General features: G+C 34.6%; 19 protein-coding genes and 1 other annotated feature (1 of these 20 only partly in view). All 19 genes read right to left on the bottom strand.

Going from position 1 to position 17,933, the window contains the following annotated elements:
• Nucleotides 1-139, bottom strand: a binding site (T-box leader) (it extends 85 nt beyond the left edge of the window).
• 5 nt (nt 140-144) lie between these two features.
• A complete protein-coding gene (locus tag BR65_RS01435) occupies nt 145-831 on the bottom strand; it encodes a DivIVA domain-containing protein (protein WP_034536420.1) in 687 nt (228 codons plus the stop codon).
• An 82-nt stretch (nt 832-913) separates the two neighbouring features.
• Nucleotides 914-1,696 carry a YlmH family RNA-binding protein gene (locus tag BR65_RS01430; RefSeq protein WP_034536419.1) on the bottom strand — a complete coding sequence of 261 codons (783 nt, stop codon included), beginning with the start codon at nt 1,694-1,696 and terminating at the stop codon, nt 914-916.
• Nucleotides 1,697-1,716: 20 nt separating this feature from the next.
• Nucleotides 1,717-2,004, bottom strand: a complete 288-nt coding sequence (locus BR65_RS01425) for a YggT family protein (protein ID WP_023177398.1) — start codon at nt 2,002-2,004, stop codon at nt 1,717-1,719.
• Nucleotides 2,005-2,024: 20 nt separating this feature from the next.
• Complete coding sequence (locus tag BR65_RS01420; RefSeq protein WP_034536417.1) at nt 2,025-2,513, bottom strand: cell division protein SepF; 489 nt, start codon at nt 2,511-2,513, stop codon at nt 2,025-2,027.
• A 47-nt stretch (nt 2,514-2,560) separates the two neighbouring features.
• Nucleotides 2,561-3,235 (bottom strand): YggS family pyridoxal phosphate-dependent enzyme, encoded by a 675-nt coding sequence (locus BR65_RS01415; RefSeq protein ID WP_034536416.1) that lies wholly within the window; start codon nt 3,233-3,235, stop codon nt 2,561-2,563.
• 2 nt (nt 3,236-3,237) lie between these two features.
• Entirely contained in the window at nt 3,238-4,497 is a 1,260-nt protein-coding gene (gene ftsZ / locus BR65_RS01410) for a cell division protein FtsZ (RefSeq protein WP_023177393.1), read from the bottom strand.
• Nucleotides 4,498-4,533: 36 nt separating this feature from the next.
• Complete coding sequence (gene ftsA, locus BR65_RS01405; protein WP_034536415.1) at nt 4,534-5,865, bottom strand: cell division protein FtsA; 1,332 nt, start codon at nt 5,863-5,865, stop codon at nt 4,534-4,536.
• 133 nt (nt 5,866-5,998) lie between these two features.
• The gene (locus BR65_RS01400; RefSeq protein ID WP_023177389.1) at nt 5,999-6,961 is read right to left on the bottom strand and encodes a cell division protein FtsQ/DivIB; all 963 of its coding nucleotides are present in this window, start codon (nt 6,959-6,961) and stop codon (nt 5,999-6,001) included.
• A 23-nt stretch (nt 6,962-6,984) separates the two neighbouring features.
• Nucleotides 6,985-8,088: an undecaprenyldiphospho-muramoylpentapeptide beta-N-acetylglucosaminyltransferase gene (murG, locus tag BR65_RS01395; protein ID WP_023177387.1), complete on the bottom strand. Its 1,104-nt coding sequence runs from the start codon at nt 8,086-8,088 to the stop codon at nt 6,985-6,987.
• 20 nt (nt 8,089-8,108) lie between these two features.
• Nucleotides 8,109-9,497 carry a UDP-N-acetylmuramoyl-L-alanine--D-glutamate ligase gene (gene murD / locus BR65_RS01390; protein ID WP_034536414.1) on the bottom strand — a complete coding sequence of 463 codons (1,389 nt, stop codon included), beginning with the start codon at nt 9,495-9,497 and terminating at the stop codon, nt 8,109-8,111.
• A 67-nt stretch (nt 9,498-9,564) separates the two neighbouring features.
• Nucleotides 9,565-10,530, bottom strand: a complete 966-nt coding sequence (gene mraY / locus BR65_RS01385) for a phospho-N-acetylmuramoyl-pentapeptide-transferase (protein ID WP_023177384.1) — start codon at nt 10,528-10,530, stop codon at nt 9,565-9,567.
• 12 nt (nt 10,531-10,542) lie between these two features.
• A complete protein-coding gene (locus tag BR65_RS01380; RefSeq protein ID WP_034536413.1) occupies nt 10,543-12,021 on the bottom strand; it encodes a UDP-N-acetylmuramoyl-L-alanyl-D-glutamate--2,6-diaminopimelate ligase in 1,479 nt (492 codons plus the stop codon).
• Between the two features lie 15 nt (nt 12,022-12,036).
• Complete coding sequence (locus BR65_RS01375; RefSeq protein ID WP_244877139.1) at nt 12,037-14,091, bottom strand: penicillin-binding transpeptidase domain-containing protein; 2,055 nt, start codon at nt 14,089-14,091, stop codon at nt 12,037-12,039.
• A 101-nt stretch (nt 14,092-14,192) separates the two neighbouring features.
• Complete coding sequence (ftsL, locus tag BR65_RS01370; RefSeq protein ID WP_023177381.1) at nt 14,193-14,576, bottom strand: cell division protein FtsL; 384 nt, start codon at nt 14,574-14,576, stop codon at nt 14,193-14,195.
• 31 nt (nt 14,577-14,607) lie between these two features.
• A complete protein-coding gene (gene rsmH / locus BR65_RS01365; protein WP_034536411.1) occupies nt 14,608-15,564 on the bottom strand; it encodes a 16S rRNA (cytosine(1402)-N(4))-methyltransferase RsmH in 957 nt (318 codons plus the stop codon).
• Between the two features lie 78 nt (nt 15,565-15,642).
• Nucleotides 15,643-16,074, bottom strand: a complete 432-nt coding sequence (gene mraZ / locus BR65_RS01360; protein WP_034536410.1) for a division/cell wall cluster transcriptional repressor MraZ — start codon at nt 16,072-16,074, stop codon at nt 15,643-15,645.
• A gap of 440 nt (nt 16,075-16,514) precedes the next feature.
• Nucleotides 16,515-16,868 carry a DUF3397 domain-containing protein gene (locus tag BR65_RS01355; RefSeq protein WP_236620752.1) on the bottom strand — a complete coding sequence of 118 codons (354 nt, stop codon included), beginning with the start codon at nt 16,866-16,868 and terminating at the stop codon, nt 16,515-16,517.
• Between the two features lie 203 nt (nt 16,869-17,071).
• Nucleotides 17,072-17,251, bottom strand: a complete 180-nt coding sequence (rpmF, locus tag BR65_RS01350) for a 50S ribosomal protein L32 (RefSeq protein ID WP_023177375.1) — start codon at nt 17,249-17,251, stop codon at nt 17,072-17,074.
• A 70-nt stretch (nt 17,252-17,321) separates the two neighbouring features.
• On the bottom strand, nt 17,322-17,885 hold the full coding sequence (locus BR65_RS01345) for a YceD family protein (RefSeq protein WP_034536408.1): 564 nt from the start codon (nt 17,883-17,885) through the stop codon (nt 17,322-17,324).
• Between the last annotated feature and the right edge of the window lie 48 nt (nt 17,886-17,933).

Genomic DNA, 17,933 nt, shown 5'->3' with positions numbered 1-17,933 from the left:
TAAACGGTCAACTTTACTTTAATTCAAATTGACACTCATGGAGGATCTTACAAATAGAAGGGACTGTTAGGCTTTCACTATTCGCTAACTCGCTTAGTTTAGTATTCTATCGTTTTTCTGTTCCATTCTCTGCTTTAGTTTTATTTATTTAGGTAATTCAATTGCTGGCAATGTTCCTTCAATTGAAGTTTCTTGTGCATCGTTATTGTCTTCTGTTCCATCAGTGCTAACTACTTTTACCACTTCAGATGACTCATCATTTACTTCATTACTTGGTTCAGTATCCGTAGCTGTTGATTGAGTTTCAGCCTGATTCACACTAGATAATATTTCTTTCAAGGTAGGAATATTAAGGGTCTCTTCTTCAGTAGGTCTTAATAGATCATCCCATTCAGAATTTTTGACCATTTCTAATTGTGATTCTATCATAATTTGTAATCGTTGTTTAAAGACTCGGCTTTGTTTTTTCAATTCATCTGTTTCAGATGTGATTTTTCTAGCTTTCGAAACAGCTTCATCTAATAAACGATCCGCATTTTTTTCTGCTTCAAGACGAATAATGTTCGCTTCCTTAGCTGCATTTTCTTTCAATCTATCCGCTGCATCTTGTGCGACGATAATTGATTTGTTTAAGGCATCTTGCAAATTATTGAAGTGTCCTACTTTTTCTTCAGAAAATTGCAAACTTTTTTCTAACTCACGTTTTTCTTTTAAAACCATTTCGTAGTCCTTAATGATTTGATCTAAATAATCGTTTACTTGATCTTGATCGTAGCCTCGCATCTTGACAGGGAACTCTTTGTTATGTATATCTAAGGGAGTCAACACCATATAAGACACCTCCATTTTTTTAATTTAACGTGCTTTACTACTAAATTATCATAAACTCTATTACAAGTAAATGAGTTCATCCTTATTTATGCAAAACGCCTAATTGAAGACGCCATTTATCTTTTTTAGTTTTACCTTCAATTTCTTGTACCTGTAATCGTCCATACCCGCGAACTGAAACAATATCTAATAAACCAATCTCAAAATCGGGACGACTTAATTCTACCCAATTTAATTTTACTTTACCAGATTCAATCATTTGTTTTGCTCGTTGTCGAGAAATCTTAAACACACTAGAAACGACCGTATCCAAACGCATGGATGATACTGTTTCACTTTCAATAGTCCAATTATCTATCGGTATTAAAATATCCGTGTATTTTTTTTCTTCCATTCGGACCGAAACCTTACCAATACTGATAACTTGTTGTTCTACATAATTAATAGTAGTTTTTTCAACAAATACTTGCCAACGTACCCCATCTGAAACAATATCACCAAAGTAATCTCTTTTTAGTCCCGTTGAAAGTAAGGTACCTAATACTTTGCCATGTGATAACGTTGCAAATTTTGTAGGATACCGTATTTCAGAAATACTAATTTCGAAATCATCTTGTGTTGGTGTGAAATATGCAGGACAGATAAAAGCTCTTACTCTCTCTGCCGCTTCATATCCACCAAAAGAATGAATTGTAATCTCATTATTTTTTCCAACTATTGTCTTAACGATATGCAATTGACGAGGATCTAAAAAATTTGTTAAATAAGGAGTATACTGATCTTCTACGCTTCTTATCCAACCAATGACTGTATCAATAAAGGGTTGCTCTTCTTTTCTAAAATGTTGATAAACATTTTCAATCATAAGAAAAACACCTCCTTCATTTAATATAGAACATTCAAAATTAGTCTAAAGAGGGAAAATAATCCACCTTTAGCTAGATTTAAAACCACCAGTGCAACGATTCCTGAAATACTGAACATTCCAATTGGTGGAATATACCTTCTAAAAAAGCCTAAATAAGGTTCACATATCGTTCCTAATAAACGGCCAAATTTTGATTGATAAGCTCCAGGTAACCAAGACATTAAGATATAAACAACAATGAGGGTAGAATAAATATCTATTGCTTTTACAAGCACAACATAAAGTAATGAAATAAAATCAACCACTATTCTTTTTCCTCTTTTCTTTAATAAAAATCTTTTTCTTGCGTAATATCCGATAGCATTCCATCGATTTCAACATTCTTAGGTGTACAAAGGAAAATTTCGTCTCCGATACGTTGAATGTCTCCATTAATGGCATAAATCGTACCTGTCAAAAAGTCAACGATTCTTTTAGCTTGGTCTTCTTCAATACGAGTGAAATTTAATACAACAGATTGATTAGCAAGCAATAAGTCAGCAATTTCTTGAACTTCAGAATACACTCTTGGTTCAAAAACAACAATTTTTGATTGATGTGAAATATCCGGATTTTTCATTGAAATAACTTTATTTGTTGCTGCTGGTTCACGTCGAGTATTAAATGCTTTTTGATTCTTTACTTCTTGCTTTAATTCATTTTTCTTTGCTCTATTTACTACTTTTTCTTGCTGATGATCAGCTACTGGTTCTAACTCGAATTCTTCCTCGTCGTTTAAGCCAAAAAACTGAGAAAAATTAGTTAACATACCCATTCAAAGTCCTCCTTTTAAATCAATTCCAATTTTATCGAAATCGATTATTAGTCAAAAAAAGACGTTCCAATTCGAACAAAAGTTGCTCCTTCTTCAACAGCAATTGTGTAATCTTTACTCATTCCCATACTAAGTTCAGTACAGGGTGCATACGAAAGATTCTTTTTTTTAATCATTTCCTGTAATTCTCTTAATTGAATAAAAGCTGATCGGATAATTGTCTCACTAGCATCCAACGGTGCCATAGTCATTAAGCCGACTACTTTTATCTTAGTATACTGTGAAAGGCTGACAATAAATTCAGTCAATTCATCTGGGCTTAACCCACTTTTAGAATCTTCGCCCGTCACATTTACTTGAACAAAACAAAAAATTGTCTTTTGAGCTCTTTTTTCAATTTCTTTTGCTAACGACAAACGATCAAGAGCATGAAAGTAATCAATAGAATTGATTACTTTTTTTACTTTTCTGGTCTGAAGGTTCCCAATATAATGCCAAATCAGACAGTCATCGTCGATTTCTTCTTGCTTCAATGCTAAGCCCTCAGGACGGTTTTCTGCAAGATGAATATACCCTTCTTCAATTACAGCTCTTGTTTGTTTACTGGAGACGCTCTTAGTTACTGCTATAACTTGTACACTAGAACGTTCGCGACCAACTCTTTTTAATGATAAACCTAACTTGCGTTCGATTTCACCACAATTTTTTTTAACAGAATTCATTTTTATTTACGGCGTCTTCTAAAGAATGGTGGAGTATCAAGATTATCTTCTTCAGAGTGATTATCTTGTTCTTGCTTTTCTTCACGTTTAAAAATATCAAATTCTGGTTTTTCATTTTGCTGAGTTAGGTCATCTGATGGAGCTTTGGCTCTTTGCTCACGCAAACTAGGTTCACGGCGAATGTCCCAGTCGCCAAATGGATCTTTTGTTTGGTCAGATTGTGTAGCTGATGTTTCAGGCACAATTCTTTGTGTAGAAGCATTTCTGTTTCTATCACTTGTTTGTGGTTTTACTTCTTTTGCTTTAGTTGTATCGATCCCAGTCGCAATAACGGTTACGATAACATCATCACCTAAGTTTTCATTAATAGAAGTACCAAAAATAATATTTACTTCTGTCGTAGAGGCTGCTGAAACGATATCTGAAGCATCTTGAGCTTCGAATAATGTTAAATCAGATCCCCCAGTGATATTTAACAATACAGATTCTGCTCCATCGATTGAAACTTCTAATAAAGGAGAAGAAATAGCTTTTTTAGTCGCTTCAACTGTACGATTTTCACCACTAGCCATACCGATTCCCATCAATGCTGAACCTTGGTTTTCCATAACCGTTTTTACATCGGCAAAATCTAAGTTTACATATCCAGGTGCAGTAATTAAATCTGAAATTCCTTGTACACCTTGTCGTAAAACATTATCCGCTTCATGGAAAGCCTCAAGCATCGGCGTTTTCTTGTCAACGATTTCTAATAAGCGATTATTAGAAATAATCACTAGAGTGTCTACGTGTTCTTTCATTTGTGCTACACCTTCTGCAGCAAAACGTCCACGTTTTGGTCCTTCAAAAGTAAATGGTCTAGTAATGACCCCAACTGTTAAAGCCCCTTGTTCTTTAGCAATTCGAGCCACGATTGGCGCAGCACCAGTACCAGTACCGCCGCCCATACCAGCAGTTACAAAAATCATATCAGCTCCACGCAATGATTCAGCAATTTGTTCTTCGCTCTCTTCAGCTGCTTTACGTCCGATTTCAGGATTTGCACCAGCTCCTAATCCACGAGTCAATTTAGGCCCAAGTTGGATTTTAACTTCAGCATTTGAACCTGCTAAAGCTTGTAGGTCAGTATTTGCTACGATAAATTCTACACCTTGTACATTTTCATCTATCATGCGGTTTACAGCATTATTACCAGCTCCACCAACACCTATTACTTTAATGATTGCTCCATTAGCTGGGTTTGTATCAAATTCTAAGTCCATTCCGTTTTCCTCCTACTACAATTTGAATGCATTTATTTAATCAAAGAAATTTGAGATAAAGCTTTTAGCTTTAGAACTCCATTTGTCTTCACTTTTCTTTTCTTTTTTGATAGGTTTTACTTTTTTAAATTCTAAAGAACTATCTTCAATATGGTCTGAAGGATACTCTAATTTAGTATGATGAGATGTATCTTCATTTTTAGCAATTCCTAATTGATATTCTTTCACTATCTGATGAATTTCATCTAAATTAGCTTCGTGTTGAATCAAGCCTATTCCTGTAGTAAATGTAGGGTAACGCATACCCATTTGATTTGGTATATATAATTTCACTGGGATTTCAAAAATATCCTCAGCCAGTTCTACTATACCAGGCAAAGCAGCAGCTCCACCAGTTATAATAAGTCCCCCTGGCAATTCTCTTGCTCCTACTTTATCTAACTCAGTCTTGATTTTTTCAAAAATCTGAACCAACCGAGCTTCAATAATTTCTGATAAGTAGCGTTCGTCAATTTTTACTGGTTGGTTCTTGCCAATCACTTCTACTGGAAATTTTTCTTCTTGAGAAGTTTCTTCTGGCAAAGCGTATCCATAATCACGCTTGATTCTTTCTGCGTTTTCAACAGTAGTATTTAATACAACGGATATGTCTTTTGTTACGTAATCTCCGCCTTCTTGATCTACATAAGTGTATTTCAATTGGTGATCATGCATAACTGAAGCAGTTGTTTGACCGCCTCCCATATCAACAAGGATGGTACCAAAATCTCTTTCTCCGCTAGACATTGTTATACTACTAGCAGCTAAAGGTTGTAAGACAATATTTTGAATGTTTAAACCAGCTTTTTCAACACAACGTTTTGTGTTATGTAAAATGGTCTTTGGTCCAGTGATCATGATAGCATGCATTTCTAATCGAACGCCAATCATTCCTCTTGGATCTTTGATTCCATCAAATCCGTCAACAATAAATTCTTCTGGTAATATAGTCAAAATTTCTCTTTCTGGAGGAACCGATTTGACCATTGCAGCTGCCAAAACATTTTGGACATCTGTTTCAGTGATTTCACGATTTTCTCCTGATACTGCTATCATTCCGTGACAAGCTTCTATTTCAACAGAATTACTTGGAATTCCAACAATAACATTATAAATATCCACATTAGCTTTTTGTTCAGCTTGTTTAATAGCTTTATTAATTGATTGTACAGTTTTATCGATGTCTACGATAATTCCGCGATTTAAGCCTTCTGATTTTTCATTTCCTACTCCAATAATATTCATTTGTCCATTGATGTATTCAGCTACAACTACTTTTATTGAAGTGGTTCCAATATCTAGACTTACATACATTTCAGTATTTCCCATTCATTGAAACCTCCTGTATCATCTTTTTTATTAAAAACTATAATTAATACTAATTTTACCATATGCATTCTCAATTTACGAAGTATTTCAGTATTTTTTTGTAATTATACAAAAGAAATTTCGTTATTTAATGCTACTCTCCTGCTTCTTCTAAATCGATTTCAACGCTATTTTCTTCAGGAGTTGTTTTTTGAGCATTCTCTTCATCTTTTTTCTTGTCATTGTATTGAAAAGGAGAAAAATATGCGCCTACTTCTATATTAAAAGTTCCTTTTTGATCCCCAATTTTTTTCACCATATCAGGATAATAAACCATTTTTTCAGCAAAAGAAGGAATAGAAGCAATTACTTCATTTCCATCGTTCATGTAGATTTTAATAAGATAGTCATCAATATCGTCAGGAGTATACTCAATTTCTGAAATACTATTTTGAGTCGTTTCATTAATCGCTTTATATTGATCAATCATTAAAATTAAAGCTTTATTTTCTTCAAAGTTCTTGAATATTGGAGGATTTCCTATTGATACTTTTCTACTTTCATTTACAATTTTGCCATTTTCTAGAATATTGTAATACTTATTGTCTTCAGCTAAATAAGCCACTGTTTTATATTCTTCAACTTTTATAGTGTAGTCATTTAATCCACTCAAAGAAATCTCCATAGCTTTTACTTGTGGCAAATCAGCTAAGACCATTTTAGAGATATTTTTTCTTTCGAAGAAAATTCCCCATAGATTTTTCCCGGATTTAATCTGGCTGACATCAATTATTTCTTGATCTGCTACTTCTTTTGTACCACTAACAGATACCATGTCTACCTTACTTAAAGGACTTATAAAATATACAACTATTAAAATTGCAAATGAAAATAATAAAATAAGCGTAATCAACCGTGTAAGAAGATTTTTTTGACGTTGCTTTTTTAATTTTGGTAACGTGTGCTCTAATGATTGAGGCTTTTTACTTACTTGCTCTTTCTTTTTGTTAACAGAAAAAGATTGATTACCATTATTAGTTGTTTTACTCGTTCCAACTTTTTTGAATGGAGGCAGATGCAACTTAAATGATGATTGATTCTTTTTTTTCTTGTTCATGCACCTATCCTCCTTTCTAAAAGTTATTTTTTAACTATTTGGTTTATTACTTCAATCAATGTATCAGAAGCAAAAGGCATACCACTTTGCTTAGCATTTCCGGCCATTTCCTGGCGCATTTCCGGATTTAGCATTAGTTCATCCAATGTTTGAACTAAACTTTCACCAGTTAGTTCTGTTTCTTTTATTAACGTTGCAGCTTGCTTATTGACTAAACTTTCTGCATTTTTTGTTTGATGATCATTCGTAACATACGGACTAGGAATCAATACACTTGGCAAACCTAATGCTGTAAGTTCTGCCAATGTCGTAGCCCCACTTCTTGAAACAACTAGTGAAACAGTAGTAAATACTTCTGGCATATTGGAAATGTAAGATACAACTGAGACATTAAATTTGTCATTATTGATTTGAGTCAACTGATTTTTAATTTTTTCATAATGTACATCACCAGTAACCATTAAAACTTGATAGTCTTTAGTAGCTAACATAGGCAAAGCTTCGATAAATGCATCATTGATTCTTTTGGCTCCTCTACTTCCACCAAAAATTAATACCGTTGGTTTTTCTGAATCCAAATTGTAAGCTTCTAAAGCTGCTTTTTTTTGTACATTACTTACTTCTTGTGCTCTAGGATTACCAGTAAAAACAACCTTTTCAGCATATTTAGCAAAGTCATTTTTTGCTTCTTCAAAACAAATGGCAATTTTGGTCACATAACGTGCAAGAAATTTATTTGTTATACCTGCAACGCTATTTTGTTCATGAATAACGCTAGGAATTCCTAACTTTGATGCAGCATATACTACAGGGGCACATACATACCCTCCAGTTCCGATAACGACATCAGGCTGAAAGTTTTTAACAATTTTTTTTGCTTGCTTAATACTACTAATAAACAGCTGAATCGTTTTAAAAGTATCAAGAGACAGCGAGCGTTTGAATCCTTTTATTTCTACAGATGCAAAAGGAATACCATAATCTTTTACAATTCTGCTCTCTAATCCTTTTTCTGTTCCGACATATAAAAATTCGGCTGTTGGATCTACTTCTTGTATTCGACGCATTAGTGCGAGTGCTGGATAGACATGTCCACCAGTTCCTCCACCGGATAATAAAATTTTCATTAGTTATCAGACCAAATGGCCTATTCCTCCTCTGCTGCTGTTACTTCTTCTGCTACTTGCTCTACGGAGTGAATAAAGGCATCTCCACGAACTTCAAAACTTCGGTATTGATCCCAGCTAGCACAAGCGGGAGATAACAAAATCACGTCATTTGGTTCACTTAATTCATAAGCTACTGGAACTGCTGCTTCGACATTTTGAACTGGAATAATTGTTTCTATCCCAGCTTTTTTGCCTGCTTCGCTTAACTTCATTGCTGTCTCCCCAAAAACAATCAGGGCTTTTACTTTATTGCTCATTGTTGGAATCAAATCATCAAAATCATTTCCACGATCTAATCCACCAGCTAATAAGATTATCGGCACATCAAAACCTTTTAAAGCATTTTCAGTTGCCAATGTATTGGTGGCTTTTGAATCATTGTAAAAACGTCTTTCTTCCAACTCCATTACAAATTGTGTACGGTGTTTTACACCCGCAAAATTTTCTAAACTATTTCGAATAACGCCATTCTCTTGATTCAATAACTTAGCCACTGCGATAGCTGCCATCGCATTTTCAACATTATGCTCACCAGGAACTAAAATAGTTTCTTTTGCCATAACAGGCTCTCGTTGGTAATAAATAACGCCATCTTGTAAATAAACACCATTTTCTAAAAATTCTTTTCTAGAGAATGGAATAATTTGAGCTTTGCTTTGTTTCGCTAGCTTTCTTAATTCGAGTTGGTCCCAATTTAATATGAGGTAATCTTTTTCTGTTTGGTTTTTAGTAATATTCATTTTAGCCGTTACATATTCATCTCTTGTACCATGGTAATCTAAATGAGCAGAGTAAATATTTGTTATCACTGCGATGTGTGGCTTTAATTCTGTAATTCCCATTAATTGGAAACTAGACAATTCCATAACGATTTCATCATCTGCTGTCGCTTTTTGAGCCACAAGACTTGCAGGCGTACCAATATTTCCAGCTACGTATGCATGTCCTTTTGAACGTCCCGCATTTAACAACTCAGCAATCATTGTCGTAGTGGTTGTTTTACCATTTGTACCTGTAATTCCAATAATCGTACTTTCAGCTACTTCATAAGCTAATTCAACTTCGGTTATGACGGGTATACCTTTTTCGATTGCTTTCACAATAATGGGATTGTTGTACATGATTCCTGGGTTTTTCACAACCCATTCAAAATCTTCATCTAATAATTCAACAGGATGCCCCCCTGTGACAACTCGTATACCTGATTCTAACAACTCTTGTGCTTGAGGATTTTCATCAAAATTTTTGTAATCATTTACCGTTACTAAAGCACCTAGTGCGTGTAATAATTTAGCGGCATTTACTCCACTTAAAGCTAAGCCTAAAACCAATACTTTTTTATGTTCATATCGTTTTATGTTTTTCATCTCTAAACCTCTTCTTCTTAAAATAAAGGATTTTTTATAAAACTCAATATATTTTTACATTTCAGTATTATAGAACAATTAATAGACATAATACTGCAGCTACTAATCCAATGGACCAGAAAGTTACTACAACACGCCATTCACTCCAACCACTCATTTCAAAGTGGTGATGAATTGGGCTCATTTTAAACACTCTTTTACCTCTCAACTTGAAAGAAGTAACTTGGATCATAACGCTGGCCGTTTCCATAACAAACACCAAACCAATCAATAGAAGTGACCACTCTTGATGTAATAAAATAGAAACAGCAGCCAATCCACCGCCTAAAGCTAATGACCCAACATCACCCATGAATATTTTAGCTGGCTTTTTATTAAAAAAGAAAAAGCCAATCAATCCTCCGATTACAGTTAAACAAACAATTAAAATATCCGTCTGTTGTTGATTCCACGCAATAATCGCATATGCTCCATATGCAATACTTGCCGTTCCGGCTACTAGACCATCTAGCCCGTCTGTTAAGTTAACGGCATTTGAAAACCCAACCAGCCAAAAAATAATGAACAATCCATAGAACCAACCAATGTCGATTGTACCTAAGAAATAAAGATTCAATTCTGTTGGAAGCCCATCATAAAGATACGCTGCAAAAAATAAAACTCCTCCAAGTATTTGTCCAATTAATTTTTGTTTAGATGTTAATCCAAGGTTTCTCTTTTTAAATACTTTAATGAAGTCATCTAAGAATCCAAGCAATCCATATAAAACAAGAATAAATAAAGATAAACCAATTCCTAAAGAAAAGACGTCCTGCCACAAGGCAACCCAAATAGTCGAAATAATAGCAGCTACTAAAAACACGACGCCTCCCATTGTAGGTGTTCCTGTTTTTACTTCATGCCACTTAGGCCCTTCATCTCTTGTTGTTTGGCCTAATTGTTTTGTTCTAAAAAATCCAATCACGATCGGCATTGCCATAATAGTTAAAGCAAAACTACTCACAATTGCAACTATCATTTCTGTCCATTGCATTATATTACGCTCCTATTTATCTTTGTTTTTTATTTTAATTGCTTTTTCAGCTTCTTCAACATCATCAAAATGATGTTTTTCAGTGCCGATGATTTGATAATCTTCATGACCTTTTCCTGCAATCAACACAATATCATTTGATTTGGCTTGTTGTATAGCTGCTTGGATAGCTTCTCTTCTATCCGGAATCAATTGATAAGTGTCTGCACTTAAACCTGAGACCATCTCTTTTAATATCTCAATAGGATCTTCTGTTCTTGGATTATCCGCTGTGAAAATGACCCTATCAGAGTTCTTTTGTGCAATATCAGCCATTATTGGTCGTTTCGTGCGGTCGCGGTCTCCACCACAACCTACTACACAAAATACATTACCAACTTTAATTTCATTTACAGCATTTAAAACATTTAGCAACCCATCTGGTGTGTGTGCATAATCAACGATAACTGCAAAATCATGTTCACCTTTGACAATTTCAAAACGTCCTCTTACACCGCTTATTTCACTAATCGATTGAATAATAGAAGGCAAATCAAGACCCGCAGCATAGGCTCCAGCAATTGCTGCTAATGCATTTGATACATTGAATTTACCAACTAATTGTAATTGTACTTCGTAAACACGATTTTCAAAATTTAAATTAAAACGTGTTCCTTTGTTTGTGATACTTAAATCAGTAGCTTTAAAGTCAGCAGGTTGATCAATTCCATAAGAAAAAACAGTAGCAGCTGTTTTTTCTTCATAGCTTCTGCCGACTGGGTCATCAAAATTCAGGATAGCAAACTTAGGATTGCCCTGTTCGTACCCATTTCCTAATTGTGAGAACAACAAGCTTTTCGCTTCAGCATATTTTTCCATCGTATGATGATATTCTAAATGATCTTGACTTAGGTTAGTAAAAATAGCAACGTCAAAATCCGTCCCCCATACTCTTCCTTGAACCAATGAATGTGAAGAGACTTCCATCGAGCAGGTTTTCACTTCACTTTTCCGCATTTCATTTAATGTTTTTTGAAGAGTAATACTATCTGGGGTCGTATTCTTTGTTTCAAACACTTTAGAACCAATACGGCGATACATCGTTCCGATAACTCCAGTTTTTTCTTTGTGATCATGGAATATATAATCCAAAAGATGAGTAACAGTCGTCTTTCCATTTGTACCGGTTACACCTATTACACGTAGATCTTGGCTAGGATAATCATAAAAAGCAGCTGCTAAATGAGCCATAGCCTTCATTGTGTTATTTACATATACAACTGGAACTGAAACCTCTATGGGTTCGCTTGCCACAATTAATACTGCTCCTTTTTGAACAGCTTCACTAGCCAATTCATGTCCATTCTTAACAGAACCAATAATACAAATAAAAAGTGAACCAGGTTCAACTTCTCTCGTATCTTGGGTAATGTTAGCTATTTCCAAATTATCGGAAAAATCCATTGAGTACTTTGTAGTTTTTAATGGTTTGATCAATTCAATTGCTTTCATTATTTTCACCTTTTTCTATTCTTGTGGAGTTTCTAATACTATAGTAATTTTATCTGCACCATGCATATTTGCATTTGGTTCTAGGCTTTGACTAACTACATACCCTTCACCCTCAAAAGTAAATTCCAATCCTGTAATTTCTGAAACCTTCAACACATCATTCTTTGACCACCCCATCATATCAGGCATAGTCATCGCACCATTCGTCATCAAAACGATGCGTTGATTTTCAATAGTTGTTTCGTTTGGTAACGGTAATTGCTGTACTATTGTATCACCATTTCCAACAACGGTCACATTTAACTGAGTATCTTCTAATGATTTTAAGGCTTCTTCTTTTGATATTCCAGTAGCTTTTGGCATTTCGACTGAATTAGCTTCAGCATCTTCTTCTTCACCTAAAGCTAAATATTCTAATGCCCGTTTCATAATAGGATGATAAATTTCTTTTACTACTCCACTACCCGTTGTACTTCCATCCTTAATTTTAGGCTGTTTCACGGTGATGTAGAGTATTAGTTTTGGATCGTCTGCCGGAACCATAGCTGCTACAGAATAAATATAATTTGTTCCACCACTATAATACTGTTTTGTTTCAGGATTGACAATTTCTGCAGTTCCAGTTTTTGCAGCAATTTCGTAACCATCAATTTGATAGCCCACTCCTGTACCATTTTTGTTATAAACGACTTCTTTTAGATACTCTAATGTTTGATCCGCTACCTCTTCACTTATAGGTTCCCCAACAACTTCCGGCTCAATGACGGTTTCTTCCCCTGTGTCGGAATCAACGATTTTACTAATAAATTGTGGTTTCATCATTTGCCCATCATTTGCTACAGCAGTAAAAGCCTGCAGCATTTGAAATGCAGTTACGGTTAACCCTTGTCCAAACGCTGTATTAGCTTGTTCTAGAGGATAGTTAAAAGCAACTGAACCTTTAGCTTCATTTGCTAAACCAGAATCAGTCGTTTGGCCAATTCCGAATGCATCCATATATTCTTTCCAAGTTTCTGGACTCATTTTTTCCATTAGGTTAGCAAATGCCACATTACTTGAACGCGCTAAACCTTCCAAGTAGGATATAGTACCCCAACCGTTTGGATCGTGATCATGAATTGGTCCTCCTGAAACGTTTTTTACTCCTGATTTAAAGTACTCATTTGGATCAAAAACTCCTTCACTGACAGCAGCTGCCAAAGTGAGTATCTTCATTGTAGATCCTGGTTCATAGGTATTTTCTACCAATAAATTTTGCCACAATTGATCAATACCCTCTTTTGTAGTTCCATTAAATGTCGGTCTTTGAGATGCAGCAATAATCGCTCCAGTTTCAGGATTGATCAATGTTGCTGTTGCCATAGCTGGATCATATTTTTCATCAATTTCACTCATAACATTCTCCATGTAAACTTGCATGCGTTTATCTATAGTAAGATAAATGTCATCTCCGTTTACAGGCTCAGTTGTTTCTACTTTAGAGTTTGGGATAACATATCCAAAACTATCTTTTTGGTAAATTGTTTTTCCATCTGTACCTTTCAATATATCGTCATAAGCAAGCTCAATACCCATCATGCCTGTTAAGTCTGTGCTAGAAACATCCTCTTTTTCTCCTGAAGGTAATGCAGCATAACCGACTAAATGCGAAGCAAATATTCCATTAGGGTAAAGCCTTGTAGGTGTTTCTTCAAAAACAATACCCGGTAAATTTTCTTCTTCAATATCTTTTTTTGTATCATAGGATAGATTTTTTCCTGCTTCACCAAATTCAACTTGATCAAGATCTTCTTGATTTAATTTAGTTAATATTTCTTCTTTGCTCATTGAAATATGTTTTTCTAATGCCTCAGCAGTTTTTTGTTTGTCAGTTACATGTTGAAGTTCCTCAGCATTAGACCATTTATCCGTTAAAACCGCCACTAAAGAATAAGAAGTAGCGTCCATAGCAACCGATTCCCCCCCAACATCGTATATGGTTCCTCGGTTTGCTTCTAGTACGCTACTTCTTGTGTATAAATTGTTTAGGTTTTGGGATAAATCTTCTCCGTTGACTTCACCTTTTACCATTATAAATGCAATCCGTCCCGCAAAAACGACTAGTAAAAGAATGGTGCCAAAAAATAAAAGTATGGCAACCTTTTTTCTGTTTTTTAGAGGATTTTTATTATTCATTTTATAACATTCCTAACATTTTCTTCATTCATTTCTAGGCCGAATTTATTTGCTATTTCATATACACGATCATATCGAGATAATTCTTGAACTTCTTGTTTCAAATTATCATTGACAGTCGTTGACTCGGCAATAGATGTTGTTGTGTCTTGCAATGTACGGTTGGTACTAGCAATCGTAATCTCTAACGAAATACTGACAGCGATTAAAGCAAATAAAACAATTAAGACAGAACTAATAAGTAGTTTCTCACCTTTTGTGATGCCTATTCTTTTAGTTAAAGGAGTATGTATTTTTTCCTTTTTAGGAGTAGGAGCTACCTGCGGCTGAAAAGGTACTTCGATTTCAATATTTCTAGCTAGGTTACTTTCTAATGGCATATTCTAATACTTCCTTCCTGTCTTCTACTATTTAAATTAGTTTATTTTGTTTTTCTGCAATTCGTAATTTGGCACTTCTTGAGCGATTGTTTACTTCTAATTCTTCTTCTGAAGGTAAAATTGGCTTTCTAGTAATCAATTTTAATTCTGGTAGAAATTCTTCTGGAATAACTGGTAAACCACGTGGCAATTCAGGACCTTTGGAGTGATCTTTAAAAATAGACTTAACAATTCGATCTTCAAGTGAATGAAAAGAAATCACGCTGATACGACCACCTATTGCTAACAAATCAATAGCTTGTTCCAAGGAATCTTCAACAGATGACAATTCATCATTCACTGCAATACGTACGGCTTGGAAAACGCGTTTCGCAGGATGTCCGCCTTTTCTTCTGGCTGGTGCAGGTATACCTGCTTTAATTAATTCTACTAACTCATTAGTTGTTTCTATTGGCTTGATTTCTCTCGCCGCTTCAATTTTACGAGCAATTTGCTTTGAAAACTTTTCTTCACCATAACGATAAAAAATTCTTATTAGATCTTGGTATGACCATTCATTGATCACTTCTTTAGCTGTCAGGGGAGCATCGGTATCCATTCGCATATCTAAAGGTGCATCTTGATGATAACTAAAACCTCGTTCTGCTTCGTCTAATTGCGGAGAAGAAACACCTAAATCGTATAAAATACCATCTACTTCATTTATACCAAGATTTGTTAATTCTTCTTTAATATGACGGAAATTTGATTTGATAAAGGTAACCATACCTTTATCAACATACTCAGCCAATCGAACTTTTGCATTTTCAATTGCACGTTCATCTTGGTCAAAAGCAAATAAATGCCCGTTTCCATTCAATTGTGATAATAAATATTCACTGTGACCGGCTCCGCCTAGAGTGCAATCAACATAAATGCCCTCTGGAGATAACGACAGCCCATCGACTGTTTCTCGCAATAAAACTGTTTCATGATTAAATGCTGTCATTTTTTCGCCTACCTTACTCCATATTTTTCATTCTAAATTTTACATTTATTTATATTACCTTTGGACTTTTTTTAAAAATTAAAATCCAAAATCAATCATCTCTTCAGCAATACTATCAAACATTTCTTCAGCATCTTGGGAAACTTGGTTCCAACTTGTATCGCTCCAAATTTCTATTCGTTCTGAAACCCCTATGACATAGCAAATTTTTTCTAATTTAGCATGGTCTCTTAATGTTTGTGGAATATTGATTCTTCCTTGTTTGTCTAATTCACATTCAACTGCCGCTGAGTAAAAGAATCTTGTAAAAGCACGAGCTTCTTTTTTTGCTAAAGGGAGTTGTTTTAATTTTTCTTCGAGAGCAGTCCATGATTCTTGGGGATAACCAAACAAACATCCGTCTAATCCGCGAGTAAGTATAAATTTCTCACCTAAATCAGATCGAAATTTTGATGGCATAATCAAACGACCTTTTGCATCAATATTGTGCTTGTGTTCACCCATTAACATAGCTGTCTCACCCCAAACTCCAATTAGATATTTTCAGTCTACCACATTGCCCCACTTTCCTCCACAATTATTCAAAAAAAGGCATAAATATTTTCATTAGAATCTTTTTTATTTTTCAAACCCCTTACATTTCAATTCTAGAGGGTTTCCTTGTGGTGGGGGTTCCCACTAATTTAAACATTTACAAAAAAAAAGAGGTTGAGACCAAAGTCTCAACCTCTATGCTATTTCCTTCTGCTTATTCTAAAATGTGTTCCAAAAACCAGACTCGACCATGTCCCTTCACGAATGTTGTTCGATGGATAAGGACCATGTTGAGATTAGTTACTCCGTTTTTCTTAACTCTAACAGTTTTTGTCTCTTTAGGGATAGGATTATACGCTAGAAGATTCGGGTCTAAACGTTTGTTGTTTCCCTTCCCGTTTAAAAAGTAAATATGACTAGGTTAAAAAGATATTGGCCAAGACTAAACCATAGTAAGTAAAGATCGAACTGATAAAGACAAATCGCCAATACATTTTAAAAAAGCTTTTATACAAAATTTCTCCTTTTTTTACTGCTGTCCATACTAAAAGGATAATTCCCAAACTAAAAATAAAAATTAAAAAATAGGGAATCAACGAAAATTCATACGTTAACATACTAAGAATATGAATACCTATAATCAAAAATGGAATCATTAAATCTGGCAATTTTATTGTTGATTGTTGTCTTTTAAAATGATTTCGTATGCTCTTACTAAAGAATAACAATAGTATAAGCGGTAAACAATATAATATCACTTTCCCTATCATCAAGGAAGTTCCGGACTCCATTTCATCCCACCTTTTACATATATATATATACTTATTTTCAGATTTTCTAAACGATTCTTTTTAAATTTAACGTACTTTTTTGTTTTTGTACACTTTATTTTTTTGTCACAAAACAAAAAACCCTTATTGAGCCATGGTCTCAATAAGGGTTTTAAATTATCTCATGATAATTTCGCAAAAAATTAAGCTTCTTTGCTGACTACTTCTTTACCATCGTAATGTCCACATGATGCACAAACGTGATGGCTTTTTTTCAATTCACCACAGTTAGGGCATGCGTTCATACCTGGCACTTCTAATTTAAAATGCGTACGACGTCTGTTTTTTTTAGCTTTTGATGTTCTTCTTGCTGGTACTGCCATTCTACTACACCTCCTTAAAAAATTGCTTTTCTATACAAATTCATGTTAGAAAATAGCACTTATTCTATACTTAACCTTGAGTGTCAGATTCATCTTTAAACAAATCTTTCAACCCAGCAAAACGCGGATCCTCAGTTTCTGATTTTTCTGTTTCTAAATTCGAACTATATTCGTCTTCAGAGATAACAGCCCAATCATTTCCACTAGGCATGTCTTGCCCTTCTTGTTCCTCTTGCGTAAATACTTGCAAAGGAAGATTTAACAAAACTGAGTCCGTAATAGCATCAGTAAGATCGATCATATCTTTATCTAAAAGAATGACTGTTTCTTCCTCATTATCTATTGTAGGTCCAGGAGTAACAGAAGGTGGAATATAAATTTCATCTATTCCAACTGTCATAGGGAATAAAACTGGTTTTAGTGATCTTGCAGAGGGTAGTGTCACAGTTAATGAAACAACCATATGAAGCAAGATTTCCTTTTCATGAACAATGAGCGTTCCTTCTAAATCAATTGGAGAAACATCCAATAATTCTTTTTCTCGATTCATCATTGTCTTTTTCAAGTCAACAGTTTCAGAGAAAACTAACGGTTCATTGCGGTATTTTTGCAATTCGTTTAATGACCATTTCATTTTACATCACTCCTAAAGCAACAAAGATTATTATACTAGTGAATGAAT

This window comes from Carnobacterium inhibens subsp. inhibens DSM 13024, assembly GCF_000746825.1.
GTDB classification, from domain to species: domain Bacteria; phylum Bacillota; class Bacilli; order Lactobacillales; family Carnobacteriaceae; genus Carnobacterium_B; species Carnobacterium_B inhibens.
This window is presented reverse-complemented; position numbering and strand designations above follow the sequence as displayed.